Below are 26,416 nucleotides of genomic sequence, written 5' to 3' on the forward strand. Positions count from 1 at the left end.
CGGCGGCAGCCTCGCCGCAACTGGGGCCGTGCAACTCGGAGCTGCGGGCGCCGGCTTCGACATCAGCGCCGCGGGTGCGAGCCAGACCATCGGCGCGCTGTCCGGCGTCGCCGGCACCACCGTCGCGCTCGGTGCCAACACGCTAACCCTCGGCGACGCGAGCAACCAGAGCTTCGCCGGCTCGATCACTGGCACGGGCGGCCTCGTCAAGCAGGGCTCGGGCACTCAGACGCTGGCAGGCGCCTCCTACAGTTACACGGGCGCGACCTCGGTCGCGGGCGGTACGCTGCGGGTCGAGAGCGCGCTGAGCAGCTCGGCGGTTACCGTCGCCTCTGGCGCGACGCTGGCTGGCTCGGGCAGCATCGCGGGCGCGGTGACGGTTTCCGGCGGCGGCATCCTGGCGCCGGGCTCGAGCCCGGGCACGCTCACCGTCGGTTCGCTCGTGCTGAACGACACGTCGCGGCTCTCCTACGAGCTCGGCACGCCAGGCACTGTCGGCAGCGGGGTCAACGACCTCATCGAGGTCACCGGCAACCTCAAGTTCGACGGCGTGCTCGACCTCTCGCCGCAATCGGGATTCAGCAACGGCACCTACCGGCTGTTCAACTATGGCGGGGCGCTGATCGACAGCGGCCTGGTCTTCGGCATCGTGCCCACGGGCTATGATTTCCGCGTGGATACGACGACCACGGGCCAGATCAACCTGATCACCACCACCGCGACGCTGCAGTACTGGAACGGCACCACCACCACTGCCAACGGCACCGTCCATGGCGGCAGCGGCATCTGGAACGCGGCCGGCAGGAACTGGACCAACACCTCCGGCAGCATCGACACGACCTGGAACGACCTGACGGCGGTGTTCGCCGGGGCAGCCGGCGGCACGGTGACGATCGCGACCAACCAGCAGATCGCCGGGCTGCAATTCGGCACGAACGGCTATGTTCTGAACGGCCCGGGCGCGCTGCTGATCTCGGCGGCCGGCACCGAGCTGCGCGTCGACACAGGCCTTTCGGCGACGATCAACGCCGGCATCCAGGGCGGCGGCAGCCTGATGAAGACCGGCGGCGGCACGATCGTGCTCAGCGCGGCCAATAGCTATACCGGCGGTCCCATCATCAATGCCGGCACGCTCTCGGTCTCGCGGAACGAGAACCTCGGCGATGCCGCCGCAGGCCTGACCTTCAACGGCGGCACATTGGCGACGACGGCAAGCTTCGCCATGTTCCGCCCGGTGACGCTCGACGGCGCCGGCAGCGTCGATGTCGCGGCCAGCACGGAACTCGAGCTCGGCGGCTCCGTCGTGGGCCTGGGCAGCCTGACCAAGCTCGGCAGCGGAACGCTCGTCCTGTCGGGACCCAACACCCATTCCGGCGGCACCACCATCTCCGCCGGCGTACTGCAGGCCGGCAGCGCCGCTGCGCTCGGCACCGGCAGACTGACGTTCGACGGCGGCACCCTCCGCGCCGGCACGAGCTTCATCAACGACTTCGCCAATGCCGTGGCGGTCAATGCCACCGGCGGCACGCTCGACGTCAACGGCCAGGTGGTCACCCTGTCCGGCAGCATTGCAGACGGCAGCGCTGCCGGCGGCACGCTCGCCTTCGTCAACAGCGACAGCCATATCGGCGCGGCCGTGCTCGGCGGCAGCAACAGCTACAGTGGCGCCACTTCGGTCGGCGCCGGCGTGACCTTGACAGCGGCCTCCAACGGCGCCTTCTCAGCGAACTCGGACGTGACGCTGGCCGCCGCCAATGCGGCACTGATGGCCGATGGCCATACCGTCACCGTGCGCTCGCTCTCGGGCAGCGGCGTCGTCGCCAATGGCAGCGCCACGGCCTCCGGCACATTGACCTTCGCGCCGCCCACCGGCTCGGCGAACTTCACCGGGACGATCATCGACGGCGAGCCCGGCGACCGCGCGCTGGCACTGGTCAAGGCCGGCGCCGGCACGCAGATCCTGAGCGGGACAAACACCTATACCGGCGGCACCACGATCACCGGCGGCACGCTGCAGATCGGCGCCGGCGGCACCACGGGCTCGATCATGGGCGACGTCGTCAATGACGGCACGCTCGCCTTCGACCGTTCGGACGCGGTCACCTTCGCCGGCGCGATCTCCGGCGGCGGCGCGCTTGCGCACCTGGGCGACGGCACGCTGACCCTGACCGGCGGCAACAGCTACACCGGTGGCACGACGATCGCCTCCGGCACGCTCAAGGTCGGCGCCGGCGGCACTACGGGCTCGATCGCCGGCAATGTCGTCAATAACGGCAGGCTCGCCTTCGATCGCTCGGACGCCGTCAGCTTCTCTGGCGTGATCTCGGGCAGCGGCGCGGTTGCGCATCTCGGCGCCGGCTCCCTGACCCTCTCCGGCAGCAACAGCTATACCGGCGGCACCACGATCGCCAAGGGTACGCTAACCGGCTCCGCGGCGAGCTTCGGCCGCGGTACGATCCTGAACAATGGCGCGCTGGTGATCGATCAGCCCAGCCTCGCCATCTTCGCCAATGCGATCGATGGCAGCGGCAGTTTCACCAAGACCGGCGCCGGCGACCTCAAGCTGACCGGAACGAGCGGGCTGACCGGCGCGACAACGGTCGCCGCCGGCCGGCTCTCGGTCAACGGCTCGCTGTCGCGCTCCGCCGTCACGGTGCTCTCCGGCGCCGAGCTCGGCGGCAACGGCACGGTCGGCCCGACGACGGTCAGATCCGGCGGCACGCTGGCGCCCGGCAACTCCATCGGCACGATCACGATCGACGGCGATCTCGTGATGGCGCCGGGCTCGACCTTCGCCGCCGAGATCGGCGGCAACGGCATCACCGACCGCATCATCGTCACCGGCCAGGCGACGCTGACCGGCAGCAGCGTCACGATCTCCGCGCTCGACCCGCAGACCAGCTACCAGGCGGGCCAGCGCTATGCGCTCATCAGCGCGACCGGCGGGATCAATGGCGGTTTCACGGCGGTAACGAGCACGTCGGCCTTCCTCGATCTCGGCCTCGATCCGCGTACCGGCGAGGCCGGCATCTCCATCAAGGTGAAGCAGGGCGATCCGGCTGCCGATCCCGGCGCCGGCACGGCCCCCGTGATCTTCCAGACGGTGGCGCAGACCCGCAACCAGTACGTCACGGCGCTGGCGCTGAACACGCTGCCGCAGGTTGGCGGCACGCTCGCGCTCTACAACAGCCTGCTGATGCTCGATGCCGCCTCGGCGCGCACCGCCTTCGGCCAGCTCTCGGGCGAGATCCATGCTTCGACCCAGACCGCGCTGGCCGAGGAGAGCGGTGCGCTGCGCACCACCGCGATCGACCGGCTGCGCTCGGCCTTCGGCACGGTCGGCGCCGCCCCGATGGCGACGCTGAACTACGGCTTCACCGCCGATCTGGCGCCGGCCGTGAAGGGCCCGATGCCGCTGCCGCGCACCGACCGTTTCGCGGTCTGGGGGCAGGGCTACGGCTCCTGGGGGCGGATCGACGGCGACGGCAACGCCTCGAAGCTGACGCGCTCGACCGGCGGCCTGATGGTCGGCGCCGACATGGCCGTGTTCGATACGATGCGTATCGGTGTCCTCGCCGGCTACAGCCACAGCGAGTTCAAAACGAATGGCCTGCTGGCCTCCGGCGAGAGCGACAATTACCATCTCGGCGTATATGGCGGCGGGCAATGGGGTGCGTTCGGCCTGCGCACCGGCGCGAGCTATACCTGGCACGACGTCTCGACCCGGCGCACTGTCTCCTTCGCCGGATTCGGTGAACGGCTGACCGGCGATTATCAGGCGGGCACGGCGCAGATCTTCGGCGAGCTTGGCTATCGCTTCGATCTCGCGCGGATCGCGCTCGAGCCCTTCGCCGGCCTGGCCTATGTCAACCTGCAGACGGACGGCTTGCGCGAGATCGGCGGGTTGGCGGCGCTCTCCGGCCGCGGCGACGATACCAGCGTCGGCTATTCGACGCTCGGCCTGCGCGCATCGACCAGCCTCATGCTGGGCGGCATGGACCTAACATTGCGCGGCGCATTGGCCTGGCGCCACGCCTTCGGCGACGTCAATCCGGTGGCGACGCTGGCCTTCTCGGGCTCGAACGCCTTCGCGGTATCCGGCCTACCGATCGCGCGGAACGCCGCGCTGGTGGAAGCCGGCCTCGACCTCGCCATCGGCAAGGGCGCGACGCTCGGCGTCTCCTACACCGGACAGATGGCCAAGGACGCTCAGGACCACGCCTTCAAGGCGAACCTCGCGGTGAGGTTCTGAGCGCAGTCGACGCGATACGCGCCCAATGATCAGACAGCGCCGCCCTTGGGCGGCGCTGTCGTTTCAGCCGAGTCCTGCACGGGCGCGGAAGTATAGGGCGAGCCGCGCGCGCTGATCGTCCGAAGAGCTCGCGACCCATGAAAACATTGCCGGTTCGCGTGACTTCGCCATCCGCAGCGCGCCAGCGCGACCAGCATCAGGTCGCGACTTATGTCCCGCATGTCGGCGTGCTGGCAAACTGCCGACGACAGCTTGTGGCGCGGGGCCGCCCCCCAAGGCTCGACCATCGCAAATGACCGGGTTGGGTCGCCTGCCGGCGCTTTCGGCGAACGTCCGGCTGCAAAGGTGTCGACGCGCTCCCGCTATTCGCGCGGCGCCATCGGAAAGAGCCCGACAGTGGCGAAGGCCCGAATCGCCCACCGAGGCGGCGAGAACAGCCGCTGAACAGAGTTGGGGAACGCGATAGGGAACGCGGGGAACGCGCGTTTAGCGGCAGGCCGCCACAACAAGCTGAGCTTCAAAGGGAAATTGGAGCGGGCGATCGGGATCGAACCGACGACATTCAGCTTGGGAAGCTGACGTTCTACCACTGAACTACGCCCGCGTACCCGTCGATATAGCCGGGTGGCGGCCGGCCCCGCAAGCCGGCCTGCGCAAGATTGTCGAGGAAATCGAGCGACGCCGCGGCAGTCGCCCCGCGCGGCGCCGATAAGGGCCTACCAGCAGCCGTAGTAGCCGCAGCGGCCATAGCCGTAGTAGCCATAGCGCGAGCGCGACGAGGCCGCGATGACCGCGCCACCGACCGCACCCGCCACGACGCCGGCCGCCACCGCATTGCTGGCCTGAGCGTTGGAACGGCGGAAGCTCTGGAAGACGTCGCTGCGGCAGCGCTCGAAGGCGCGCGTGCCGGGACGATGGCCGGCATCGAGGCAGACGGTATCGGCTTCCGCCGCCGATTGCTCGACGGTCTGGCAGCCGGCGAGACCGGCCGCGAGGACGCCGGCGATGATGAGCGCGCGCATGAAAAATCCTTCCTCTGCAAATAGATGGCCACGAAAGCCATGGAGCGGATGGGCGTCAAATGCGCCCCACCGGTGACACGGACAAGAACGCGCCGCCGATCGTTGACCGGCGTCGCATCCGGTCCTTGGCGCCATTTGACACGAAATCGCCATTTTGTCGCAAGGATGCTTGCCGATTGGACAAGCGATCGGGATTCGCAGCTAACAAACGATTGGCTGGCCGCGCATTAACGCAGCCAAGTTGGGCCCAGATCGCCGCGTCCTACCGGACGCGAACTGGCGATCTATCGCTTTGTCGAAGCGTCGAATTTCTCGGAAAAGTGGCTTCCACCTCGCATTTTCGTCACGCGAACCGGCATCCAATTCGCTCGAAAATGCTCTAGCTGCGGAAGTGCTTGGAGAGCTTCAGGGCCTGGCCCTGGTAGTTGGAGGTGCCGATCTCGCCATAGAGCGCGTCCGGCTCGGCCGCCATCTTCTCGAAGGCGAGGCGACCGACGACCTGCCCGTCCTCCAGGACGAAAGGCACCTCATGGCTGCGCACTTCGAGCACGCCGCGGCTGCCGGGCGCGCCATCGGCGCCGACGCCGAAGCCGGGATCGAAGAAGCCGGCATAATGCACCCGGAACTCGCCCATGCTGGGGTCGATCGGCGCCATCTCGGCGGCGAAGCCCGCCGGAATGTGCAGGCGCTCCTTCGAGGCAAGGATGTAAAACTGGTGGGGATCGAGGATCAGGCGCTTGCGGCCCCTGGTGTAGAGCGGCGTCCAGAAATCCTCGACGGCGTACTGGCCGACGCGATCGACATCGATGACATCGGTGAAGCGCTGGGCCTGGTAGCCGATGATCTCGTCGTCGCCGGCGCCGGCGAGATGGATGCGGAAGACGAGGCCGTTGCGGATCGTCGCCGGCCCGTCGACCAGCGGCGTGCGTTCATGGACGAGGCGCAGGTCCCGGTCCGAGACACGAAAACCCGAAGCCTCCTCCTGGCTCCCGCCGCGGCGGCGGAAGCGGAGCTGGTTGAGCCGGCTGCCCTTGCGCACCTTGATCGAGAAGCTCGACGGCGAGATCTCGGCATAGAGCTTGCCGGAATAGCCGCCGGCGACACTGTCGAAGACCTCGCTGCGGTCGGCGATCAGCCGCGTGAAGACGTCAAGGCGGCCCGTCGAGCTCTTCGGATTGGCGAAGGCGGAGATCGTCGCCGGCAGGTCGACCAGCGACTCCATCAGCTCGACGACATAGACGCAGTTCTTCTCGAGAATGGCGCCGTGCTCGAGCGAGACCTCGTCCTGGGCGAGGTCCTCGAGGACCTGCTCTACGCTCTTGTTCAGCCCGGGCAGGAAGCTGGCGCGAACGCGATAGGCCTTGTCGCCGAGGCGCAAATCAAGGCTCGCCGGCTGGTACTGGCTCTCGTCGATCGTCCCCGAGCTTGACCGCACCATGCCGCGGCTAACGAGGGTCCGGATGTCCTGGCGCGGCAGCACGCCGGACTTGCCGCTGAGCGAGGCGGAGGCCGGCTCCGCGAGCTCGGTCGGCATGTCGGAGGATGTCACCATTGGGCCAGAACCTCTAAACAGGCGGCGATCATACAGCAAGCCCAACGCCTTCGCGCCTGCGAGACCATTTTCGCCCCAGTTGTCCACGCCGGAAATGCGCTGGCGCAGGGTCCTGCCCAAGCTTCGCGCTTGAGCCCGAAGCCGGCTCCGGGGCATAACGGCTGAACGACATCCGGCGGGAGAAGACCGCGCCTGCGGGCACGGAGCCTCAGATCATGTACCAGGCCGAAACCCATGGCGTGCGGGTCACCGTCTCGCCGAAATTCATGGAGGCCGAGTCGACGCCGGAGCAGGGCCGGTATTTCTGGGCCTATACGATCGAGATCGTGAACCTCTCCGAGCGCACGATGCAGCTGATGACGCGGCACTGGGTGATCACCGATGGCCGCGGCGAGGTCCACGAAGTCCGTGGCGAGGGCGTCGTCGGCAAGCAGCCGGTACTGCAGCCCGGCGAGAGCTTCAGCTATACCTCCGGCTGCCCGCTGATGACGCCGGACGGCAGCATGAGCGGCTCCTACGCCATGCTCGGCGAAGACGGCGCGGCCTTCGAGGTCGAAGTGCCGCTGTTTCCACTCGATTCACCTTACGTGAAGAAGGTCCTGCATTGAACGTCTCCCCCGCTCCCGTCGGGCAGCGCTATGCGCCGCTCGACATGCTCGCCCGGCTCGTCGCCTTCGACACGGTCAGCCACAAATCCAACCTGCCGCTGATCGACTTCGTCGAGGATTATCTTTCCGGCTGGGGCGTCGCCTCGACCCGTTTCCCCAATGCCACCGGCGACAAGGCCGCGCTGTTCGCGACGATCGGCCCGCAGGATCGCGGCGGGGTGCTGCTCTCCGGCCATACCGATGTGGTGCCGGTCGAGGGACAGGCCTGGTCGCGCGACCCGTTCACGCTGCATGTCGAGAACGGCCGGGCCTATGGCCGCGGCGCCGTCGACATGAAGGGCTTCGTCGCGCTAGCGCTTGCGCTCGTGCCGGATTTCCTGGCGGCCGGGCTCAAGACGCCGATTCACCTATTCTTCTCCTATGACGAGGAGGTCACCTGCCTCGGCGTCGTCGACGGCATCGCCGAGATGGGCAGGAGCCTGCCGCGGCCGCGTGCGGTCTTCGTCGGCGAGCCGACATCGCTCGACATCGCCGATGCGCATAAGGGCATCCGCACCTTCTTCACCGGGATCACCGGCTTCGCCGCGCATTCCTCGAAGCCGCATCTCGGCGCCAGCGCCGTGCATGCCGGTACGAGGCTGGCAGCCGAGCTCGTCCGCCTCGCCGATGAGCGCGAGACGCAGATCGACGAGAGCGGGCGGTTCGACCCGCCCTATGACACGATCCATGTCGGCAAGTTCCAGGGCGGCATCGCCCGCAACATCCTGGCCGATCGCTGCGATCTGTCCTGGGAGGTCCGCACCCTGCCCGGCTCCGATCCCGAGGCGGTGCCGACCCGCTTCGCCGCCCTGTCGCAGGAAGTGCTCGCCCGGATGCAGAAGACGGCGCCGAGCGCCGCGATCGAGACCGTGATGAGCTCGGACGTTCCCGGCCTCGCCCCCGATCCCGGCTCGGAGGCCGAGACGCTGGCGATGCGGCTGGCCGGTCGCAACAGTACCATCGCCGTGGCCTATGCCACTGAGGCAGGCCATTTCCAGCGCGCCGGCCTGCCGACCGTGGTCTGCGGGCCCGGCTCGATCGATCAGGCGCATCAGCCGGACGAGTACATCACGCTGGAACAGTTTTCCGCCGGCGAGGCCTTCATGCGGCGGCTGATGGAACAGTGCCTGGCGTAAGTAATACCGTCATGGTCGGGCTTGTCCCGACCATCCACGTCTTTGCTGTCTGAGGCCGGAGTTCAAGACGTGGATGCTCGCCACAAGGGCGAGCATGACGCGCCCGGTTCACCCTCCCGCCGAAATCTCCGCCTCGACCTCGGCCGGGTCGAAACCGTAGCGCCGTGAGCAGAACTCGCAGGTGACGGCCAGCGAGCCGTCATCGGCGATCATCGCCTTGCGATCCTCGGGCGGGAAGCCTCTGAGCATGCCGAGCACGCGCTCGCGCGAGCAGCGGCAGGCATCGTGTACCGGAACCGGCTCGAAGACATGGGCGCCGCGCTCGTGGAAGAGCCGGTAGAGCAGACGCTCGCTCTCCAGCGTCGGATCGAGCAATTCATGATCCTCGATCGTGCCGACCAGCGAGCGGGTCTCGGCCCAGGCGTCGTCGGCGATGCCGTCATTGTCCTCGCTCGCCAGGATCTCATGCCCTTCCGGCGCATCACCGGGGTGCAGGTCGGCGGCACGCATCCGGTCCGGCGAGTTCGGCATGAACTGCACGATCAGCCCGCCGGCGCGCCAGGCGAGACCGCCACCGGTCAAGACCGTGCCGACGCCGAGGCGGATCCGGCTCGGGATCTGCTCGGACTGGCGGAAATACTGGTGGCCGGCCTCTTCAAGGCTCTGGCCGTCGAGGGCGACCACGCCCTGATAGCGCGTCGCCTCCGAGCCCTGGTCGACGGTCATGGCGAGATGGCCGCGGCCGAGCAGCTCGCCGGTCGAGAGCGCATCGGCGTCGATCGCCTGCGCCAGGCGGTCGGCATCGTAATGCGCCATGGCGCGGTAGCTGTCGGGTGCATTGAAGTCGACGACCAGCATCGAGATCGGCCCGTCGCTCTTGGTCTGGAGCTGGAAACGGCCTTCGGACTTGAGCGTCGTGCCGAGCATCACGGTCAGCGCCGCCGCCTCGCCGAGGACGCGGGCGACGGGCTCGGGATAGTGATGGCGCTCGAGGATCTGGTCGAGCGAGGCACCGAGCCTGACGACGCGGCCGCGAATGTCGAGCGCCGGCACCGCGAAGGGCAGGACCCTGTCGTCGGGCGCCGGGGCGCCGATCGGATCGTTCTCCGCCATCAGGCCGCCACCGCGCCGAAGCACCAGGCCAGGATGCCCTTCTGCGCATGCAGCCGGTTCTCGGCCTCGTCGAACACCGCCGATTGCGGCCCGTCCATCACCGCGTCGGTGACTTCCTCACCACGCGATGCCGGCAGGCAGTGCATGAAGATCGCGTCCTTCTCGGCGCGGCCGAGCAGGCGCTCGTCGACCTGGAAGGGACGCAGCAGGTTGTGGCGCGTGCCTTCCTCGTCGCCCATCGAGACCCAGCAATCGGTGATGACGCAATCGGCGCCCTCGACGGCGGCCTCCGGCCGCGTCGTCAGGGAGAGTTTCGCGCCCTGCTTGCGGGCCCAGTCGATCAGCGCCGGCGGCGGCGCCAGCTCTTCCGGGGTCGCGATGGCGAGCTCGAAATCGAGCCGGCCGGCGGCATGCACCCAGGAGGTCAGGACATTGTTGGTATCGCCGGTCCAGGCGATGCGCTTGCCCTTGATCGGCCCCTTGCGCTCCTCGAAGGTCATGACATCGGCCATGACCTGGCAGGGATGCTGGCGCTTGGTCAGGCCGTTGATCACCGGAACCGTGGCGTATTTCGCCATCTCGACCACGGAATCATGGTCGAGCATGCGGATCATGATCGCATCGACATAGCGCGACAGCACCCGCGCCGTATCGGCGATGGTCTCGCGCTCGCCGAGCTCGATCTCCTGGCCGGTCACCATCATCGGCGAGCCGCCGAGTTCGCGGATGCCGACATCGAAGGAGACGCGGGTACGCAGCGAGGGCTGCTCGAAGATCATCGCGATGACCTTGCCTTCGAGCAGGCGGTCGCCGGCCGCGGCGGGGGTACGCCGGCGGGTCTTGATCTCCTCGCCGGCCTTGAGAATGGCCCGGAGTTCCCCGGCAGAAAAATCCGAGAGATCGAGAAAGTGACGCACTGGGGTCCCCATGCTCATTCCGCCGCCGGCCGGGCGAGCGTCGCCTCGACGGCGCTGGCCGCCGCGTCGAGCCGCGCGAGCGCCTCGCCAACCTCTGCATCGCCGATGATCAGCGGCGGCAGCAGGCGCACGACATTGTCGCCGGCCGCGACGACGAGCAGGCCGGCGGCGCGCGCCTCGGCGACGAAATCGGTGTTCGGGGTGCGCAGCTTCAGGCCGAGCATCAGGCCCTGGCCGCGAATCTCCTCGATCACGTCGGGATGCTTGTCCTTGAGCTCGGCTAGCGACTGCTTCAGCCGCAAGCTGATCTGCGCGACGCGCTCGATGAAACCGGGCTCGAGGATGACGTCGAGCACGGCATTGCCGACCGCCATCGCCAGCGGGTTGCCGCCGAAGGTTGTGCCGTGCGTACCGAGCACCATGCCGGAAGCGGCCGCCTCGGTGGCGAGGCAGGCGCCCATCGGGAAGCCGCCGCCAATGCCCTTGGCGATCGCCATGATATCGGGCGCGACGCCGTTATGCTCATAGGCGAAGAACTTGCCGGTGCGGCCGACGCCGGTCTGGATCTCGTCGAAGATCAGGAGCAGGCCGTGCTCATCGCAGAGCTCGCGCAGCAGCTTGAGGAAGCGCATCGGCACCGAGCGCAGGCCGCCCTCGCCCTGGATCGGCTCGATCATCAGCGCGGCCGTCTCGGGCGTGATCGCCGCCCGCAGCGCCTTCTCGTCATCGAAGGGCACCTGGTCGAAGCCATCGACCTTGGGGCCGAAGCCGTCGATGTACTTCTGCTGGCCGCCGGCGGCGATGGTCGCCAGCGTGCGGCCATGGAAGGCGCCCTCGAAGGTGATGATGCGGTAGCGCTCGGGATGGCCCTGCGCCGCATGATATTTGCGCGCCATCTTGATCGCGCACTCGTTCGCCTCGGCGCCCGAATTGGTGAAGAAGACGCGTTCGGCGAAGGTCGCCTCGCAGAGCCGGCGGGCGAGCTTCTCGCCATCGGGCATCGTGTAGAGGTTGGAGGTGTGCCAGATGCGCTGGGCCTGCTCGGTCAGCGCCTTGACCAGATGCGGATGGGCGTGGCCGAGCGCGTTGACGGCGATGCCGGCGCCGAAATCGAGATAGCGCTGGCCATCGGCAGTGATCGCCCAGGCGCCTTCGCCGCGCTCGAAAGCGACGGGCGCGCGCGCATAGGTCGGCAGCAGAACGGAGGAATTGGCGGAAACGGAAGCGGAGCTCATGGAGCGAGGTCCTCGCGACGGAACGTAACGGAAAGCGCAGGGCGCCGGGGTGTGAAGCGGTAGTTCGGGGCGCGGCGGCAATCTGCCAGCACGATGCGACCCCGCGGCGACGTTATCGTCGCAGGCCTTTCCCGTTTTCTCGTCGCGCCGTCAGCCGCATCGCTCGAAAGTCCGGATCGCTCAAAACATAAGCGCCGCCCCAAGGGCGGCCGCATTGAGAAGACTATGCAAAAGCGGTCCGGCACTGTCAATTCCGGCCCGGCCCCGCAGCGTTGCCAAATAGACTCACCCGGCTGCGGGATCGAAGGTTTGTCTGGGGAAAAGCCGATTTCCGATTCGGCGACTCTTGTGGGCGAGTCAAGCCATCTTGTATGGTCCCCTTTGTCAGATACGACATCTCGTGCGGCGTCTCCAGTATCGTCAGTTCCGAGCGTAGCGGTTTCCGTTCTCCGACGGACGCTGCCGATATCGGATTCCGCCATGATCTTTCCCTATGCCTCGCCCGCTATCGGCAAGGCATGACGAAGACAGGTGAAATCGATGAGCGAAGCTGGAGCCTGGACCGACGAACGCGTCGAACTGCTCAAGAAGCTCTGGAATGACGGACTGAGCGCCAGCCAGATCGCCGGCGAGCTCGGCAACGTCACCCGCAATGCTGTCATCGGCAAGGTCCACCGTCTCGGCCTTTCGGGCCGCGCCAAGAATCCTGGCTCGGCCGCGCCGCGCCCGCGCAAGCCCACGACCCGTCCGCCGGCCCATCCGATGGCGAGCCCGGCTGCGGGCGGCGGCGGCATGACCCGCGGCAACACCGCGCTCGCCCCGCAATTCGTCCCGGAGATCGAGGCGGAGCCGGAAGCAGAGCACGTCCCGGCAGCCCCGGCCGAAGAGGTTGTGATCCCGTTCTCCGAGCGCGTCACCATCATGGACCTGCGCGAATACATGTGCCGCTGGCCGATGGGCGACCCGACCTCGCCGGAATTCCGCTTCTGCGGCGGCCGCTCGCTGACCGGCATGCCCTATTGCGGCTATCACGCCCGCATCGCCTACCAGCCGGCCACCGACCGCCGGCGCGACCGCAAGGTGCGCGCCTGATCCGGCGAGCCCCAGCGCAGACGATTGGGAGCCGGCCCTCGGGCCGGCTTTTCCATTGGTGGAGAGACGCTGATGCGCGCCACTGAATGCCCCGCGCCCGTCGAGTATGTCAGCGCCGAAAAGCTCTCGCCGCTCGCCTCGGAGGCCTACCGCTCGGTCCTTACCCGCCTCGCGGCCAATTTCGCGGAAGCGCCATGACCAGCTTTGCGATCTATCTTGGCGCGGCGTTGGCAGAGATCGCGGGCTGCTTTACGTTCTGGGCCTGGCTCAAGCTCGGCAAGTCGGTCTGGTGGCTGCTGCCGGGGCTGGTGGCGCTGGCGCTCTTCGCCTGGCTGCTGACGCTGATCGACAGCGCCGCCGCCGGGCGTGCCTTCGCCGCTTATGGCGGAATCTACATCGTCGCGTCGCTGGCCTGGATGTGGCTGGTCGAGAAAGTGCCGCCGGACCGCTTCGATCTCGCGGGCGCGGCCCTCTGCCTCGCCGGCGCGGCGGTGATCGTCGCCGCGCCGCGTTGAGCGTCGAACCTTCAGCCCTCATCCTGAGGAGCGATCACAAATCGCGTCTCGAAGGATGTTCTAGCTGGTTCTGGAGCCTCCTGGACCATCCTTCGAAACGCCGCTTCGCGGCTCCTCAGGATGAGGGCAGACTCAGCGCTCAGCCCCGGGCGAACGTCTCGTCGAAGGCGTAGCCGGCGCCGCGCACGGTGCGCAGCGGGTCCTTGGCGTCGTCTGGGGTGATCGCCTTGCGCAGGCGCCCGACATGCACGTCGACAGTGCGCTCATCGATATAGACGTCGCGACCCCAGACGGCGTCGAGCAGCTGGGCCCGCGAATAGACCCGGCCGGGGGCCTGCATCAGGAATTCGAGCAGGCGGAACTCGGTCGGACCGAGATGCAGCTCGGCACCGGCGCGGCGAACCCGCCGCGTCGTGCGGTCGAGTTCGAGATCGCCGGCGGTCAGCATGCCGACGACATGGCCGGGCTTGACCCGGCGTAGCAACGCCTGGATGCGGGCGATCAGCTCCGGCAACGAGAACGGCTTGACGACATAGTCGTCGGCGCCGGTGGCGAGGCCGCGCACGCGCTCGGTCTCCTCGCCGCGCGCCGTCAGCATGATGATCGGCACGCGTTCGGTATCACGACGGGCCCGCAGGCGCCGGCAGAGCTCGATGCCGGAAAGACCGGGCAGCATCCAGTCGAGCAGGACGAGATCGGGGGTGTGATCGCGCAGGTGCAGCTCGGCATCGTCGCCACGCGCGACACTGTCGACCTCGAAGCCCTCGGCTTCGAGATTGTAGCGGAGCAGCAGGGTCAGCGGCTCCTCGTCCTCGACGATCAGGATGCGTGCAGGCATGTCCGGCCTCCGCTCAGGCGCCCGTCCGCTCAGCCATTGGCTGCGGGCAGGTCGACCAGGATGTTGGTGGTGTCGAGCTTGGGACGGCTCTCCTCCACCGACTGGCCGGTGATTAGGTAATGGATCGTTTCGGCGATGTTGGTGGTGTGGTCGCCGATGCGCTCGACGTTCTTGGCGCAGAACAGAAGATGCGTGCAGAAGGTGATGTTGCGCGGATCTTCCATCATATACGTTAGGAGCTCGCGGAACAGCGAGGTGTAGAGCGCGTCGATCTCGTCGTCGCGGCGCCAGACCTCCATCGCCTTCTGTTCGTTGCTGGCGGCATAGGCGTCGAGTACGTCCTTGAGCTGAGCCTGGACCAGCCGGCTCATGTGCTCGAGCCCGACCACGGCGCGGTGCGGCGGCGAGAACTGGCCTGAGATCGCGACCGCGCGCTTGGCGATGTTCTTGGCGAGGTCGCCGACGCGCTCGATGTCGGCGGCGATGCGGATCGCCGAGATCAGCTCGCGCAGGTCGTTGGCGAGCGGCTGGCGGCGGGCGATGGTCAGCACCGCCTTCTCCTCGACGTCGCGCTGGAGATTGTCGAGCCGCTGGTCGGCGGTGATGACCTTCTGGGCCAGCGCGGTGTCGCGGCGCACCAGCGCCACGGTGGAATCGCCGAGCATGCGCTCGGACATGCCGCCCATCTCGGCCAGGCTGCGGCGCAGCCCTTCGAGGTCGGCATCATAGGAACGGACGATATGATCGGACATCGGGGCGGATCCTGTGGCGGGAGCGAGCGGACTTGCAGGCGTCAGCCGAAGCGGCCGGTGACGTAGTCCTGCGTCTGCTTCTTGTTGGGGTTCATGAAGATGGTGTTGGTCGCGTCGAATTCGACGACCTCGCCGAGATACATGAAGGCGGTGTACTGCGAGACGCGCGCCGCCTGCTGCATGTTGTGGGTGACGATGACGATGGTGAAATCGGTCTTCAGCTGCTCGAGCAGGTCCTCGATCTTGCCGGTCGAGATCGGGTCGAGCGCCGAGGTCGGCTCGTCGAACAGGATCACCTCGGGCTTCTGCGCGATGGTACGGGCGATGCAGAGGCGCTGCTGCTGGCCGCCCGAGAGGCCCATGCCGGAGCTCTTCAGCTTGTCCTTGACCTCGTCCCAGAGCGCGGAGCGGCGCAGCGCGCCCTCGACGCGGTCGTCGAGCTCCGACTTCGGCGGCTTCTCGTAGAGGCGGATGCCGAAGGCGACATTGTCGTAGATCGACATCGGGAACGGCGTCGGCTTCTGGAAGACCATGCCGATGCGCGAGCGCAGCTCGTTGACGTCGACATCGTTGGAGATGACGTTGCGGCCGTCGAGCAGGACCTCGCCGGTGGCGCGCTGCTCCGGATAGAGCGAGTAGATCCGGTTGAAGATGCGCAGCAAGGTCGACTTGCCGCAGCCGGAGGGGCCGATCAGCGCGGTGACGTGGCGGTCACGGAAGCTGAGATTGACGTTCTTCAGCGCCTTGTGCTCGCCATAGTAGAAATCGAGATTCTTCACCGCGATCCGGATCGGCGCCTGGGCGTCGAGGACCTGCGGGCTGAGTTCCAGGGTCGAGAGCATCGACATGTTCCTTCCGATCGGACGTGGTGCTCACTTGCCGCCGCGCACGATGCGCCGGGCGATAAGCGAGAGCAAAAGGATCGAGACGGTGATGATCAGCGAACCGGCCCAGGCGAGCTGCTGCCAGTTCTCGTAAGGGGCCGAGGCGAACTGATAGATCGTCACGGGCAGGTTGGAGACGCCGCCGACCAGCGTCGGCGAGAACCAGAAATTGTTGTTCAGCGCGGTGAAGAGCAGCGGCGCGGTCTCGCCGGCGATGCGCGCCAGCGCCAGGAGGATGCCGGTGACCATGCCGGACTTCGCGGCCCGCCAGGTGATCGCGGTGATGACCACGGAAGGTGGGGCGCCGAGCGCCGAGCCGGCCTCGCGCAGCGGCGCCGGGACGAGGCGCAGCATGTCCTCGGTGGTGCGCACGATGACCGGGATCGCGATGATGCCGAGCGCGACGCCACCAGCCCAGCCGGAATAGCCGCGGAAGGGCTCGACCAGGATGACGTAGACGAACAGGCCGATCAGGATCGAGGGCGCCGAGAGCAGGATGTCGTTGATGAAGCGGATCAGGTTGGCGAGCTTCGAGCCCCGGCCGTATTCGGCGAGATAGGTACCGGCGAGGCCGCCGCCCTCGGTTCCGGGGCCGGGCGTGATCTGCGTGAAGGTGCCGGCCGAGAGGCCGCCAATGCCCTTCACCACCAGCATGCCGAGGATCCAGAACAGCACGGTGATGGCGACGAGGGTGAACGCCGTGGCGATGATCTTCATCAGCCGGTCGGCATTGCGGCGCGCCGGGCGCACGCGGCCCCACGGGCCTTCGGGGGTCATCACCATCGCAGGCGCGGCGGAGGCGGAAGGAGGCGTCAGGTTCATGGCTCGCGCTTCCCTCAGAACGACTTGACGCGCGCGACCAGGATGCGCGCGATGACGAGGACGACGAAGGTGACGAAGAACAGGATGCAGCCGAGCGCGATCAGCGCATGAAGCTGCAGGCCGAGCGCCTCGTTGAACTCGTTGGCGATGCGCGAGGCGATGGTCGAGCCGGGGTCCATGACCGAGGCCGAGAGCCGGTTGGCGTTGCCGACTACGAAGGTCACAGCCATGGTCTCGCCGAGCGCGCGGCCGAGGCCGAGCATGATCGCGCCGATGATCGAGACGCCGGCCTGCGGCACGAGCACATGGCGGACGACCTCCCAGGTCGTCGCCCCGATGCCGTAGGCGCTTTCGCGCAGCACCGAGGGAATCTGCTCGAGCATGTCGCGGGTGATCGAGGCGATGAACGGGATGATCATGAACGCCAGGATGATGCCGGCGGTCAGGATGCCGAGGCCCGAGGGCGAGCGCGAGTACAGGACGGTGCCGACGATCGGCATGCCCTCGACGATGTTCGAGAGCGGGATCTGCACATAGGCCGCAAAGAGCGGCACGAAGACGAAGAGCCCCCACATGCCGTAGATGATCGAGGGCACGGCGGCGAGCAGCTCGATCGCGGTCGAGACCGGCCGCTTGAACCAGGGCGGGGCGAGCTGGGTCAGGAAGACGGCGATGCCGAGCGAGAGCGGGACGCCGACGACGAGGGCGATCAGCGCGGTTGACAAGGTGCCGACGATCGCGGGGAAGGCGCCGTACTGCTCGTTCTGGGTGTCCCAGACGCTCGAGGTCAGGAAGCCGAAGCCGAATTCGCGGAAGGCCGGCCAGCCGCCGGCAACCATGGCGCCGATGATGCCCGCGAGCAGGACCAGCACGAAGAGCGCCGCCAGGAAGCTGGCATTGCGGAAGACAAGGTCGAAGGTGCCTTTCGGGGTCCTGCGGATGGCGGGCAATCCCGATGCCATCTGGTCAGTCACGGCAGCCATCGAAGGAACTCCGGTCGGTTTCAGGCGGGTCGAAGGGGCCGGAACCGGCCCCTTCCTTTAACGTGGTCGCAGGGCGATCAGAAGATCGGCTTGCCGGCCGGGTCGGTGACGCCCTTCCAGGCGTTGCGGACCTGGTCCTTGACGTTGGCCGGCAGCGGCACGTAGTCGAGATCGAGCGCCAGCTTGTCGCCGCTCTTATAGGCCCAGTCGACGAACTTCAGCGCGGCCTGGGTCTCTTCCGGCTTCTCCGGCTTGGCATGGATCAGCAGGAAGGTGGCCGAGGTGATCGGCCAGGCCTGCGCGCCCTTCTGGTTGTTCAGCGAGATGCCGAAGCCGGGAGCCTCGTTCCAGTTGGCGTTGGCAGCAGCGGCCTGGAAGGACTTGTCGTCCGGCGCCGGGAAGTTGCCGTCGGCGTTCTGGACGAGCGCATGGGCGAGCTTGTTCTGCTTGGCATAGGCGTACTCGACATAGCCGATCGAGTTGGCGACCTGCTTCACCGAGGCGGAGACGCCCTCATTGCCTTTGCCGCCGATGCCGACCGGCCACTGCACGGCGGTGTTGGTGCCGATCTTCGACTTCCACTCCGGCGAGACGCGCGAGAGATAGTCGGTCCAGACGAAGGTCGTGCCCGAGCCGTCGGAGCGGTAGACCGGGCTGATATTGGCCTCGGGCAGGGTCAGGCCGGGGTTCAGAGCGGCGATCTTGGGATCGTTCCACTTCTTGATCGTGCCGAGATAGATCTCGGCGATCAGCGGGCCGGTCAGCTTCAGCTTGCCGGCCTCGATGCCGGGAACGTTGATCGCGGGAACGACGCCGCCCATCACGGTCGGGAACTGGATCAGGCCGTCCTTGGTCAGGTCCTCGCCCTTGAGCGGGGCGTCGGTGGCGCCGAAGGCGACGGTCTTGGCCTTGATCTGGCGGATGCCGCCACCCGAGCCGATCGACTGGTAGTTGAGACCGATATTGGTCTCCTTCTTATAGGCCTCGGCCCATTTGGCGTAGATCGGGAAGGGGAAGGTCGCGCCGGCGCCGGTGATGTCGGCAGCCTGGGCGGCGCCGGAGATCCCGACAGCCGCGGCCGCGAGAATGAGAAGTTTGCGCATGAGATATCCTCTCTGGGTCGCAAGGTGTCGCGGCGCGCAAAAACACCGCCGATATGACAGGCAGATGACAGATCGTCATCAAGCCGCAGCGGCAGCCGTCACATTGCGTTAACGGCTTGCCTCGGGCAGCAGCGGCAGGATCGCGCGGAAGGTCGCGCCCTCGCCGACGACGCTCTCGATCGTCAGCCGGCCGCGATGGCGCAGGACGATGTGCTTGACGATGGCGAGGCCTAGCCCGGTGCCGCCGGCCTCGCGGCTGGCGGCGTTGTCGACACGGTAGAAGCGCTCGGTCAGGCGCGGCAGGTGCTCGGAGGCGATGCCGGGCCCGTCGTCGCGGACGCTGAACGAGGCCTCGGCGCCGCCCTCGATCCTGATCACGACCTTGCCGCCGGGCCGGCCGTACTTGATCGCGTTCTCGACGAGGTTCTCCATCAGCCGCAGCAATTCGTCGCGGTCCCCGGCGACGACCACGGGCTGCGGCGGCAGGTCGAGCACCAGCGTGACGTCGCGCTCGCGCGCCATCAGGACCAGCGCGTCGAGGATCGTCCGGGCGATCTCGCCGAGCGCGACCGGGGTCTGCGGCGCCAGATGGGCCTTGAGCTCGATGCGCGAGAGCGAGAGCAGGTCATCGACCAGGCGCGCCATGCGCAAGGCCTGCTGGCGCATGATCTGCAGGAAGCGCTCGCGAGCCTTCTCGTCGTTGCGGGCCGGCCCCTGCAGGGTCTCGATAAAGCCGAGGACCGAGGCGAGCGGCGTGCGCAATTCATGGCTGGCATTGGCGACGAAGTCGACGCGCATACGCTCGGTCAGACGCTGCTCGCTGAGGTCCTCGAAGGTCAGCAGCACCGCGCGGCGCTCACCCCTGCCGGCCAGCGCGGCGATGTGGATGCGGAAGGTGCGCTCGATCGGAACACGCTCGATCAGCTCGATCGCTCGCCGGCCGCCTTGGCGCGACACCAGCTCGATGGCGTCGATCAGATCGGGATCGCGCATCACCAGCGCCAGCGGCTTGCCCATTTCGAGCCCGGCGATCAACGAGCGCGCGACCGGGCTCAGCGCCTGGATCGCTCCGTGCTCGTCGAGCAGGATCACGGCGGCCCCGACCGCCTCGATCAAGGCGGCGGTGACGGGAGCAAGGGGGTCGACCAGATCGTGCATGCCTGTCTCGCCGCGAGGCTACTGCTGCCGCGCCCTCCCAGAGTAGGACGCAAAGCAAAAGTGAATGGTGTTCACACTGCCGTCACGAGGCCCTTCAGCGCTCGTGCCGCCGGATGCGCCGGCCCATCTCATTCAGCGCCAGCAGCACCAGCGCCAGGATGAAGGGCAGGATGTAGTAGATGATCCGGAACAGCAGCAAAGCCCCGAGCACATGCTCGAAGGGCAGGCGGCTGAGGGCGATCAGCATCGTCGCCTCGAAGACGCCGAGCCCGCCCGGCGCGTGGCTGGCGATGCCGATCAGGCAGGCGAAGATATATGCGGCGAGGAAGCTCTCATAGGGCAGGTTGTGCCCGCCCGGCAGCAGGACGAAGAGCACGGCCGCGGCGGCCGAGACCTCGCAGGCACCGAGCAGCATCTGGCCCAGCGTCACGCCGAGGCCGGGCAGAGGCAGGTTCCAGCCGCGCACCCGCAAGGTGCGCTCGCCGGTCGCGACCCAGAAGAGATAGCCGACGATGACGACGCCAGTGACGGCACCGATCGCCTGGATCACCAAAGGCGAGGTGCGCGCCAGCTGCGCGACCGAATCCGTCGCGTAGAACAGGCTGAGGCAGAAGATCATGCCGAGCCCGAGCCAGAAGGTCAGGCCGGCGATCACGGTCAGGCTCGCGACCTCGGAGGCGCGCACACCCTTGGCGGCATAGACCCAGTAGCGCACCGTACCGCCGGTGACGATCGGGAAGCCGAGCGTGAAGGAGACCGAGTAACTGGTGAAGGAGCCGAGCGCGGTGGTGCGGTACGGGATCGACAGGCCGAGTCGGCGCAAGGCGAGCGCGTCATAGCCGGTGAGCAGGAGATAGCTCAGCGCGGTGAAGGCCAGCGCCAGCGAAAGCTGCCGGAGGCTGGCATTGGCGAAGGCCTTGGCGAGCTCGCCGGGCTCGATCTCGCGGACGATGAAGTAGAGCACGACCAGCGAGGCCAGGAAGATGATAGCGCTGGCGAGCGGGCCGAGCCACCACCAGCGGCTGCGCTTGCGCAGCGGCATTCCTGGCTCGTGCGGGCCGAAAGACATGCGGGCTCTTGTCGTGTTGCTGCCCGGGTCTCGGCGGGCAAGGCGGATTGCAGGCGGGAGGGCGGGACCGCCCGGACCCGAGAGATAGCGCCTCGGCGGCGAACCACAAGCGCGAGCCGCGCGGCGAATGCGCGCCATGAGGCCCGCGCAGGGCTACCGGACCGCCCTTTGCGACGGTCCGGTGACAGCCCGGAACGGACCCGCGGCACCCAGCCGGGCTCTCTACCAATATGCCGGAACGCTCGTCATCCTGGACAAGCGGCGCAGCCGCGCAGCTCCGGGATCCATCGTCGGGCGCTGCGCTCTACGATGGATCCCGGGCTGCGCTTCGCTCGCCCAGGATGACGTCCGTTTCCGAACCAAGACAAGGAGCACCAAGACTAACCCTGCCCGGCCGCCCGGGCGAAAAAGGCTTCCGGCCCCTCGACCTCGAGCAGGCGCCGGTTCTCGATCTGCCAGAAGCGGTTGCCGACCGCCCGGACGAAGCTGCGGTCATGCGAGACCAGGAGGCAGCAGGTTTCCTGCGCGGTGAGCTCGGCTTCGAGCGCCTCCTGGCCTTCGATGTCGAGATGGTTGGTCGGCTCGTCGAGCAGATAGAAGTTCGGCCGGGCGAGGCGCAGCGCCAGCATGGCGAGGCGCGCCTTCTGGCCACCCGACAGCACCCGGATCGGGCTCTCCTGCAGGTCGATCGCGATGCCGGCGCCGGCGAGCAGGCTGCGTGCCGGCTGGTCGCCGACATCGAAGCGGCGGCTGATCAGTCGATGCGGCGTCTCGCCATCGGGATACTCGCTCAGCTGCTGGCTGGCGAAGCCAGGGACCAGCGAGGGCGTCGCCCTGACGCCAGTAATCTCCTGCCCGGCGATCGCCGCCTGGATCAGGTTGATCAGACACGACTTGCCGGCGCCGTTGGCGCCGAGCAGCACGATGCGGTCGCCGGGGCAGATCCAGCGCTTGCCCGTCCTGAACAGCAGGGTTCCGTCCGGCGTCGTGACGGGAAGGTCCTCGAGTGTCAGCAGGGCGCGCGCATGCGTGCCGGCATGGCTGAGCCTGATCGCGCCGGCCGAGCGCTCGCGATGCGCCGGCCGGGCCGCCTCCTCCAGCATCCCGGCCCGCTGCCTGAGCTGCTTGGTCTTGCCGAGCAGGAGGTCGCTGCCGGAATTGATGCCGATATTGTTGAGCTTGGCGGCCTGACGCCGCAATTGCTGGGCGGTCTTGATGTCGCGCTGATAGCGGCGCGCATCGGCGGCGTCGATCTCGTCGAGGGCGATGCGGGCCTGCGAATAGGGCAGCGGGAAGGATTGCGACCGCTCATGGCGCAGGAACAGCGTCCGGTTGCTGACGGCGTCGAGGAAGGCGCGGTCGTGGCTGGCGACGACCACGGCCATGTCGCGCGGCAAAGCGGCCAGCCAAGTCTCGAGCTCGCCGATCCTTTCAAGGTCGAGATGGTTGGTCGGCTCGTCGAGCAGCAGGAGATCCGGCTCTGCCACGCTGGCGCGGGCGAGCATGGCAAGCCGCTGCCAGCCTCCGCTCAATTCCCGAAGCCGGCGCTGGCGCAGCGCTTCGGGCACGCCGAGGGAATCGAGCGCGACCTCGACGCGCCAGTGCTCGCTCTGGGCCTGGTCCGCCGGCAGCGCGCCGAGCACCAGCTCCCGGAACGGCAATTCCGCAAGCCGTGGCGGGATATCCTGCTCGACATGGCCGATGCGCAGGCCGCGCGAGCGGGTGATCTCGCCACTGCCGGGTTCGGCCGTGCCGGCAAGGCAGCGCAGCAGGGTCGACTTGCCGCGGCCGTTGGCGGCGACGAGGCCGAGCCGGTCGCCCGGGCCGATCGCAAGGGAGAGGTCGGAGAACAGCGGCGCGCCCAGCGTGATGCCGAGCTTCCGCAGATTGATCATGGTCATGGTTCAGGTCTCTGGACTGCCCGAGCCGTCATCCGACGGGGCGCGCCCCGGCGCCCCATGCCTCGAATGCGAAACGCCGGAACGGCGTCGGCTCGATTGAGTGGAACAGGGCGCAGATCATCCGAGCCATGAGGCCGGACGCATGCGCCACCACGAAGGGCAGACCGAAAAGAGAACCGAAAGGGATCGCCTCTGAGGTCAGCCCTGCAAGCTAGCCTTGCAGGGCCTGAACGGGGCCGCGCTGACGATGGTGACGAAAGAACGTGATCACGCAGCCCTCCTTTCTCGTGTGGGTCGACGCAAGGGAATTAGCGCCGTTCGACGAAAGCGACAAGCCTCACGCGGTCTTGCGGAAGATCCGGAGCGTCTTGAACTCACCGATTTCCTCGACGGGACGCGACTTCGCCCATTCCTCGATTATCGGCTTGGCCGTCTCATAGGCGAAGGAGCCGGTGTAGAACAGGATATGGCCGCCGGCATCGGTCTGGTCGGTGAAGAGCTGCATGACCTCGAGATCGGTCAACGCACCATAGGCGTCGTTCTTCTCGCTGCGGAACTCGCAGGAATGGAACAGGGTGACGATGTCGAAGCGCGGCAGCAGCTTGGCATTGCTGGTGTAGATGTCGCCGAAATAGGCACTGTAGCTCTTGGTGATCGTCGGGTTGTCGATCGCCAGCTTGACGAAGGCGTCATATTCCTTCGGCGAGGCGGTGATCCCGAGCACGGTGCAATCCAGTTCCGGCTCGGCGCAGCGGATGCCGATGTAATGATGGCCGCCGGTGCCGAAATGATAGATCCGCTTGCCGGTGATGCCCTCTTCCTCGAGCCATTCGACGAAGTGCACGTCGCAGGGGCACTGCTCGACCCGCAGGCCCCAATAGACGTCCCAGATGTGCATCTGCATGGCAAAACTCCGTGAAGGCTGGGGGAAAGAAGCGCCGGGCGAGGCTGAACGCCGGCTGAATGCAAGGTTGGTTGGAGATCGTCAGCCGCCGCCGGCCTCGGCCAGGACGACTGGACGCGCCGGCTCGGCGACGATGCGGGCGACGCCGCCGGCACGGCGCATGGTGAGATGGCGGCAGGAGACCTCGGCGAAGCCCGGGCTCTGGCCGATCAGCAGCATGATCGCCTGCGGGCGCGTCGCCCTGATATGCGCCAGCAGTTCCAGCGCCGCCTCGGTCTCCAGCCCGCTGGTCGCCTCGTCGAGCACGAGGATGTCGGGATTGGCGAGTTCGGCCCGCGCCAAGGCCAGGCGCTGCCGATCGCCGGTGGTCAGCGCCTTGTCCCAGTCGCGCGGCTGGTCGATCTGCGGCACGAGGCCGGAAAGCCCGTAGCTGCGCAGCGCTTCCTTGGCCGCCTCGACACTATGGTCGCCGGCAGGATCGAGCGCGGCGCGCAGGCTGCCTTCCGAGAGATGCAGTTTCTGCGGCAGCACCGCGAGCCGCGCCTCGGCCGGCAGCGCGACGCTGCCCCTGCCCCAGGGCCAGAGCCCGGCGACCGCCTGGATCAGCGCCGCCTTGCCATGGCCGAGCTCGCCCGCGACATGCAGCGTCGCGCCCGGCGGCAGTTCGACCGCGAAATCGGCCAGAAGGGTCCGCCCATCGCGGTCGGTGAGAGTGAGATCACCCAGCCGCAGGCAACCATCGGCGCTGGTCTCGACCGCGATCTCGCCGCCGGAATGGCCATGATCGAGTGCGCCGAGCGCGACCGCGAGCTCGTTGACCCGCCGCGCCGAGGCGAGCCATTCGGCGATGCGCATGAAATTGTCGAGCACCCAGTTGAAAGCATTTTGGACGGCGACAAAGGCGGCGGCGACCTGGACGACATCGCCGAGCGACATCTCGCCGGAGAGATATTTTGGGGCGGCTAGCAGGAGCGGCACCACCGGGACCAGCGCGCCGCTGCCATTGGTGATCCAGGTCAAGCGGCCGCGCTGGCGGATCATGGCGAGCCAGCGCCCGACGAGATTGTCATAGGTCGCGGCGACGGCGCGGCGCTCCCCGGTCTCGGAGCGCGACAACGCGATGGTTTCGCCATGGTCGCGGATGCGCATCAGCGAGAAGCGCAGGCGCGCCTCGCCCTCGTTGCGGGCGGCGATCAGGCGCGGCAGCGGCCGGCCGACCCAGGTGATCAGGCTGGAGACCAGCACGGCATAGACGATCGCCGCCAGCACCATATAGGCGGGAATCTCGAAGGTCGTGCCCCCGGCCGAGACGGTCAGCGAGCCGCCGATGCTCCAGAGGATGCCGATGAAGGTGATCGCGGTGATCACCGCCGAGAGCAGGCCGATGGCGAAGTCGACCACCGGCTCGGTCGCCCAGCGGACATCGTCGGCGATGCGGTATTCGGGATTGGCCGGCTCGTAGCCGGAGAGGCCGAGCCGGTAGAAACGGCGCTCGCCGATCCAGCCATCGGCGAGCCTTGCCGTGACCCAGGCGCGCCAATGGACCTGGAATGTTTCCCGTGAAACCAGGATGACGACGCCGAGGCCGGCAGCGATCAGCACCAGCACGGGGAAGACCGCCATGGCGATCAGCGCGCTTTCGCCGTCTTTTTTCTCGAGCGCGTCGAAGAACCAGCCATTCCAGCGGTTGACGGTGACATTGGCGAAGACGGCGAGGATGATCGCGCTCGCCAGCGAGATCGACCAGAACCAGGCCTTGCCGGCGTTGGCGCCACCCCAGAAGCCGCCGGTCAGCCGGGCAAAGCTCTTCGCGACCTGCCAGTCCGATGGCAGGCCGGCGTCCCTGGCATGCTGGTCGAGCGCCTTCAGCACAACCTTCTGATCCCCCCGGATCGCGACATCGCGGGCGGCGGCCTGCCAGGTTTTCCCAGTTCAGGCCGCGCCCATGATGCCGCTTAGTCAGCCGGGGATGAACTGTGGCTGAATGAAAGCGCGAACGGCGTCGGGCGGGAGCCTTCAGGCCGCCTTCGCTTCCTCGCCGAGGATCCGCGCCAGGCTCTCCAGCAGCTCGCGCGAGCCTTCCTCGCGATGGACCGGGCCGTCCTTGCCGTCGAGATAGGCGCCCTGCTCGGTGAAGACGAGCTTCGTACCGCTGCCCTCGGGCAGATACTCCATGGTCAGCAGCGAGCCGGAAAGCGGCACACCGTCGATCGCCATCGCATAGGCGAGGATGATGCGCTCGTTCGGCTGGATCACCTGATAGACCGATTCATTGGTGATCGGCGGGCCGCCCTGGTAGCGGAAACGGCTACGCTCGAAGCCGCCGACGCGGAAATCGACGTCGAACTGCTCGACCGTCCAACCCTCGCCCTCGGCGAACCAGCGCCGCTTGATCGCTGGATCGGCGAAGGCGGCAAAGACCTTGGCGGGCGACGCGGCATAGCTACGCTCGATGGTGAAGCTCGCATGGGTGACGGGAGTCCTGCTCATGAGCGTTTTCCTTTTCACTGCACGGTTGGTT

23 protein-coding genes and 1 tRNA gene are annotated in these 26,416 nt (G+C 67.6%); 6 read left to right on the forward strand and 18 right to left on the reverse strand.

Going from position 1 to position 26,416, the window contains the following annotated elements; translation table 11 throughout:
• Nucleotides 1-28 precede the first annotated feature (28 nt).
• The gene (locus DK26_RS13935) at nucleotides 29-4,252 is read left to right on the forward strand and encodes an autotransporter domain-containing protein (protein ID WP_157089650.1); all 4,224 of its coding nucleotides are present in this window, start codon (nucleotides 29-31) and stop codon (nucleotides 4,250-4,252) included.
• 529 nt (nucleotides 4,253-4,781) lie between these two features.
• Here the strand turns inward: DK26_RS13935 and DK26_RS13940 are convergent.
• The 3 genes from DK26_RS13940 to DK26_RS13950 all read right to left on the reverse strand — a co-directional run bounded on the left by DK26_RS13940 (nucleotide 4,782) and on the right by DK26_RS13950 (nucleotide 6,826).
• Nucleotides 4,782-4,856 (reverse strand) — tRNA-Gly (locus DK26_RS13940).
• 112 nt (nucleotides 4,857-4,968) lie between these two features.
• Nucleotides 4,969-5,274: a hypothetical protein gene (locus DK26_RS13945; protein WP_066473310.1), complete on the reverse strand. Its 306-nt coding sequence runs from the start codon at nucleotides 5,272-5,274 to the stop codon at nucleotides 4,969-4,971.
• 379 nt (nucleotides 5,275-5,653) lie between these two features.
• The gene (locus DK26_RS13950; protein ID WP_248309965.1) at nucleotides 5,654-6,826 is read right to left on the reverse strand and encodes a 2'-deoxycytidine 5'-triphosphate deaminase; all 1,173 of its coding nucleotides are present in this window, start codon (nucleotides 6,824-6,826) and stop codon (nucleotides 5,654-5,656) included.
• Between the two features lie 215 nt (nucleotides 6,827-7,041).
• On the opposite strand from DK26_RS13950, the gene apaG reads away from it, so the two are divergent.
• Both apaG and argE read left to right on the forward strand, forming a co-directional pair.
• The gene (apaG, locus tag DK26_RS13955; protein ID WP_066473313.1) at nucleotides 7,042-7,434 is read left to right on the forward strand and encodes a Co2+/Mg2+ efflux protein ApaG; all 393 of its coding nucleotides are present in this window, start codon (nucleotides 7,042-7,044) and stop codon (nucleotides 7,432-7,434) included.
• 44 nt (nucleotides 7,435-7,478) lie between these two features.
• Nucleotides 7,479-8,609: an acetylornithine deacetylase gene (gene argE / locus DK26_RS13960; RefSeq protein ID WP_066473827.1), complete on the forward strand. Its 1,131-nt coding sequence runs from the start codon at nucleotides 7,479-7,481 to the stop codon at nucleotides 8,607-8,609.
• A 108-nt stretch (nucleotides 8,610-8,717) separates the two neighbouring features.
• On the opposite strand, the gene DK26_RS13965 is transcribed toward argE, so the two are convergent.
• The 3 genes from DK26_RS13965 to DK26_RS13975 are packed head-to-tail and all read right to left on the reverse strand — an operon-like array spanning nucleotide 8,718 to nucleotide 11,874.
• Nucleotides 8,718-9,722 carry an Hsp33 family molecular chaperone gene (locus DK26_RS13965; RefSeq protein ID WP_066473830.1) on the reverse strand — a complete coding sequence of 335 codons (1,005 nt, stop codon included), beginning with the start codon at nucleotides 9,720-9,722 and terminating at the stop codon, nucleotides 8,718-8,720.
• Nucleotides 9,722-10,651, reverse strand: a complete 930-nt coding sequence (gene argF, locus DK26_RS13970; protein ID WP_083533224.1) for an ornithine carbamoyltransferase — start codon at nucleotides 10,649-10,651, stop codon at nucleotides 9,722-9,724. The genes DK26_RS13965 and argF overlap by 1 nt, the downstream gene beginning before the upstream one ends.
• A gap of 2 nt (nucleotides 10,652-10,653) precedes the next feature.
• Nucleotides 10,654-11,874: an aspartate aminotransferase family protein gene (locus tag DK26_RS13975; protein WP_066473318.1), complete on the reverse strand. Its 1,221-nt coding sequence runs from the start codon at nucleotides 11,872-11,874 to the stop codon at nucleotides 10,654-10,656.
• Between the two features lie 540 nt (nucleotides 11,875-12,414).
• Here DK26_RS13975 and DK26_RS13980 point away from each other — a divergent pair.
• The 3 genes from DK26_RS13980 (at nucleotide 12,415) to DK26_RS13985 (ending at nucleotide 13,481) form a co-directional block, all read left to right on the forward strand.
• Nucleotides 12,415-12,966 carry a GcrA family cell cycle regulator gene (locus tag DK26_RS13980; protein ID WP_066473833.1) on the forward strand — a complete coding sequence of 184 codons (552 nt, stop codon included), beginning with the start codon at nucleotides 12,415-12,417 and terminating at the stop codon, nucleotides 12,964-12,966.
• A 72-nt stretch (nucleotides 12,967-13,038) separates the two neighbouring features.
• Nucleotides 13,039-13,164, forward strand: a complete 126-nt coding sequence (locus tag DK26_RS29865) for a hypothetical protein (protein ID WP_282568037.1) — start codon at nucleotides 13,039-13,041, stop codon at nucleotides 13,162-13,164.
• Nucleotides 13,161-13,481 carry a YnfA family protein gene (locus DK26_RS13985; protein ID WP_066473327.1) on the forward strand — a complete coding sequence of 107 codons (321 nt, stop codon included), beginning with the start codon at nucleotides 13,161-13,163 and terminating at the stop codon, nucleotides 13,479-13,481. The genes DK26_RS29865 and DK26_RS13985 overlap by 4 nt, the downstream gene beginning before the upstream one ends.
• Nucleotides 13,482-13,620: 139 nt before the next feature.
• Here the strand turns inward: DK26_RS13985 and phoB are convergent, their stop codons facing one another.
• The 12 genes from phoB to DK26_RS14045 form a co-directional block, all read right to left on the reverse strand.
• Entirely contained in the window at nucleotides 13,621-14,319 is a 699-nt protein-coding gene (gene phoB, locus DK26_RS13990; protein ID WP_066473329.1) for a phosphate regulon transcriptional regulator PhoB, read from the reverse strand.
• 29 nt (nucleotides 14,320-14,348) lie between these two features.
• Nucleotides 14,349-15,071, reverse strand: a complete 723-nt coding sequence (gene phoU / locus DK26_RS13995; protein WP_066473331.1) for a phosphate signaling complex protein PhoU — start codon at nucleotides 15,069-15,071, stop codon at nucleotides 14,349-14,351.
• A 41-nt stretch (nucleotides 15,072-15,112) separates the two neighbouring features.
• The gene (gene pstB / locus DK26_RS14000; RefSeq protein ID WP_066473334.1) at nucleotides 15,113-15,919 is read right to left on the reverse strand and encodes a phosphate ABC transporter ATP-binding protein PstB; all 807 of its coding nucleotides are present in this window, start codon (nucleotides 15,917-15,919) and stop codon (nucleotides 15,113-15,115) included.
• 24 nt (nucleotides 15,920-15,943) lie between these two features.
• Complete coding sequence (gene pstA / locus DK26_RS14005; RefSeq protein ID WP_083533225.1) at nucleotides 15,944-16,777, reverse strand: phosphate ABC transporter permease PstA; 834 nt, start codon at nucleotides 16,775-16,777, stop codon at nucleotides 15,944-15,946.
• A 14-nt stretch (nucleotides 16,778-16,791) separates the two neighbouring features.
• On the reverse strand, nucleotides 16,792-17,760 hold the full coding sequence (pstC, locus tag DK26_RS14010; RefSeq protein ID WP_066473336.1) for a phosphate ABC transporter permease subunit PstC: 969 nt from the start codon (nucleotides 17,758-17,760) through the stop codon (nucleotides 16,792-16,794).
• 77 nt (nucleotides 17,761-17,837) lie between these two features.
• Complete coding sequence (gene pstS / locus DK26_RS14015; protein WP_066473338.1) at nucleotides 17,838-18,863, reverse strand: phosphate ABC transporter substrate-binding protein PstS; 1,026 nt, start codon at nucleotides 18,861-18,863, stop codon at nucleotides 17,838-17,840.
• 108 nt (nucleotides 18,864-18,971) lie between these two features.
• Nucleotides 18,972-20,021 carry an ATP-binding protein gene (locus tag DK26_RS14020; protein ID WP_066473348.1) on the reverse strand — a complete coding sequence of 350 codons (1,050 nt, stop codon included), beginning with the start codon at nucleotides 20,019-20,021 and terminating at the stop codon, nucleotides 18,972-18,974.
• Nucleotides 20,022-20,115: 94 nt separating this feature from the next.
• Nucleotides 20,116-21,063, reverse strand: coding sequence for a lysylphosphatidylglycerol synthase domain-containing protein (locus tag DK26_RS14025; RefSeq protein WP_066473351.1), 948 nt, complete (start codon nucleotides 21,061-21,063; stop codon nucleotides 20,116-20,118).
• A 407-nt stretch (nucleotides 21,064-21,470) separates the two neighbouring features.
• Nucleotides 21,471-22,991 carry an ABC-F family ATP-binding cassette domain-containing protein gene (locus tag DK26_RS14030; RefSeq protein WP_066473353.1) on the reverse strand — a complete coding sequence of 507 codons (1,521 nt, stop codon included), beginning with the start codon at nucleotides 22,989-22,991 and terminating at the stop codon, nucleotides 21,471-21,473.
• A 337-nt stretch (nucleotides 22,992-23,328) separates the two neighbouring features.
• Entirely contained in the window at nucleotides 23,329-23,895 is a 567-nt protein-coding gene (locus tag DK26_RS14035) for a hypothetical protein (RefSeq protein WP_198162333.1), read from the reverse strand.
• 81 nt (nucleotides 23,896-23,976) lie between these two features.
• Entirely contained in the window at nucleotides 23,977-25,767 is a 1,791-nt protein-coding gene (locus DK26_RS14040; RefSeq protein ID WP_066473355.1) for an SbmA/BacA-like family transporter, read from the reverse strand.
• Nucleotides 25,768-25,911: 144 nt separating this feature from the next.
• A complete protein-coding gene (locus DK26_RS14045; RefSeq protein WP_066473359.1) occupies nucleotides 25,912-26,385 on the reverse strand; it encodes an SRPBCC family protein in 474 nt (157 codons plus the stop codon).
• Nucleotides 26,386-26,416 lie beyond the last annotated feature (31 nt).

Origin of the sequence: Allobosea sp. WAO (assembly GCF_001509835.1) — a bacterium.
Lineage (GTDB): Bacteria > Pseudomonadota > Alphaproteobacteria > Rhizobiales > Beijerinckiaceae > Allobosea.

Coding starts and splice junctions, on each gene's coding strand:
- DK26_RS13950 (WP_248309965.1), bottom strand. CDS start 6,826: ATGGTGACATCCTCCGACATGCCGACCGAGCTCGCGGAGCCGGCCTCC.
- DK26_RS13985 (WP_066473327.1), top strand. CDS start 13,161: ATGACCAGCTTTGCGATCTATCTTGGCGCGGCGTTGGCAGAGATCGCG.
- DK26_RS13975 (WP_066473318.1), bottom strand. CDS start 11,874: ATGAGCTCCGCTTCCGTTTCCGCCAATTCCTCCGTTCTGCTGCCGACC.
- pstA (WP_083533225.1), bottom strand. CDS start 16,777: ATGAACCTGACGCCTCCTTCCGCCTCCGCCGCGCCTGCGATGGTGATG.
- DK26_RS14020 (WP_066473348.1), bottom strand. CDS start 20,021: ATGCACGATCTGGTCGACCCCCTTGCTCCCGTCACCGCCGCCTTGATC.
- DK26_RS14045 (WP_066473359.1), bottom strand. CDS start 26,385: ATGAGCAGGACTCCCGTCACCCATGCGAGCTTCACCATCGAGCGTAGC.
- phoU (WP_066473331.1), bottom strand. CDS start 15,071: ATGTCCGATCATATCGTCCGTTCCTATGATGCCGACCTCGAAGGGCTG.
- pstS (WP_066473338.1), bottom strand. CDS start 18,863: ATGCGCAAACTTCTCATTCTCGCGGCCGCGGCTGTCGGGATCTCCGGC.
- DK26_RS29865 (WP_282568037.1), top strand. CDS start 13,039: ATGCGCGCCACTGAATGCCCCGCGCCCGTCGAGTATGTCAGCGCCGAA.
- DK26_RS14035 (WP_198162333.1), bottom strand. CDS start 23,895: ATGCAGATGCACATCTGGGACGTCTATTGGGGCCTGCGGGTCGAGCAG.
- pstB (WP_066473334.1), bottom strand. CDS start 15,919: ATGTCGATGCTCTCGACCCTGGAACTCAGCCCGCAGGTCCTCGACGCC.
- DK26_RS13980 (WP_066473833.1), top strand. CDS start 12,415: ATGAGCGAAGCTGGAGCCTGGACCGACGAACGCGTCGAACTGCTCAAG.
- argE (WP_066473827.1), top strand. CDS start 7,479: ATGCTCGCCCGGCTCGTCGCCTTCGACACGGTCAGCCACAAATCCAAC.
- apaG (WP_066473313.1), top strand. CDS start 7,042: ATGTACCAGGCCGAAACCCATGGCGTGCGGGTCACCGTCTCGCCGAAA.
- DK26_RS14030 (WP_066473353.1), bottom strand. CDS start 22,991: ATGACCATGATCAATCTGCGGAAGCTCGGCATCACGCTGGGCGCGCCG.
- DK26_RS14025 (WP_066473351.1), bottom strand. CDS start 21,063: ATGCCGCTGCGCAAGCGCAGCCGCTGGTGGTGGCTCGGCCCGCTCGCC.
- pstC (WP_066473336.1), bottom strand. CDS start 17,760: ATGGCTGCCGTGACTGACCAGATGGCATCGGGATTGCCCGCCATCCGC.
- phoB (WP_066473329.1), bottom strand. CDS start 14,319: ATGCCTGCACGCATCCTGATCGTCGAGGACGAGGAGCCGCTGACCCTG.
- DK26_RS13965 (WP_066473830.1), bottom strand. CDS start 9,722: ATGGCGGAGAACGATCCGATCGGCGCCCCGGCGCCCGACGACAGGGTC.
- argF (WP_083533224.1), bottom strand. CDS start 10,651: ATGGGGACCCCAGTGCGTCACTTTCTCGATCTCTCGGATTTTTCTGCC.
- DK26_RS13945 (WP_066473310.1), bottom strand. CDS start 5,274: ATGCGCGCGCTCATCATCGCCGGCGTCCTCGCGGCCGGTCTCGCCGGC.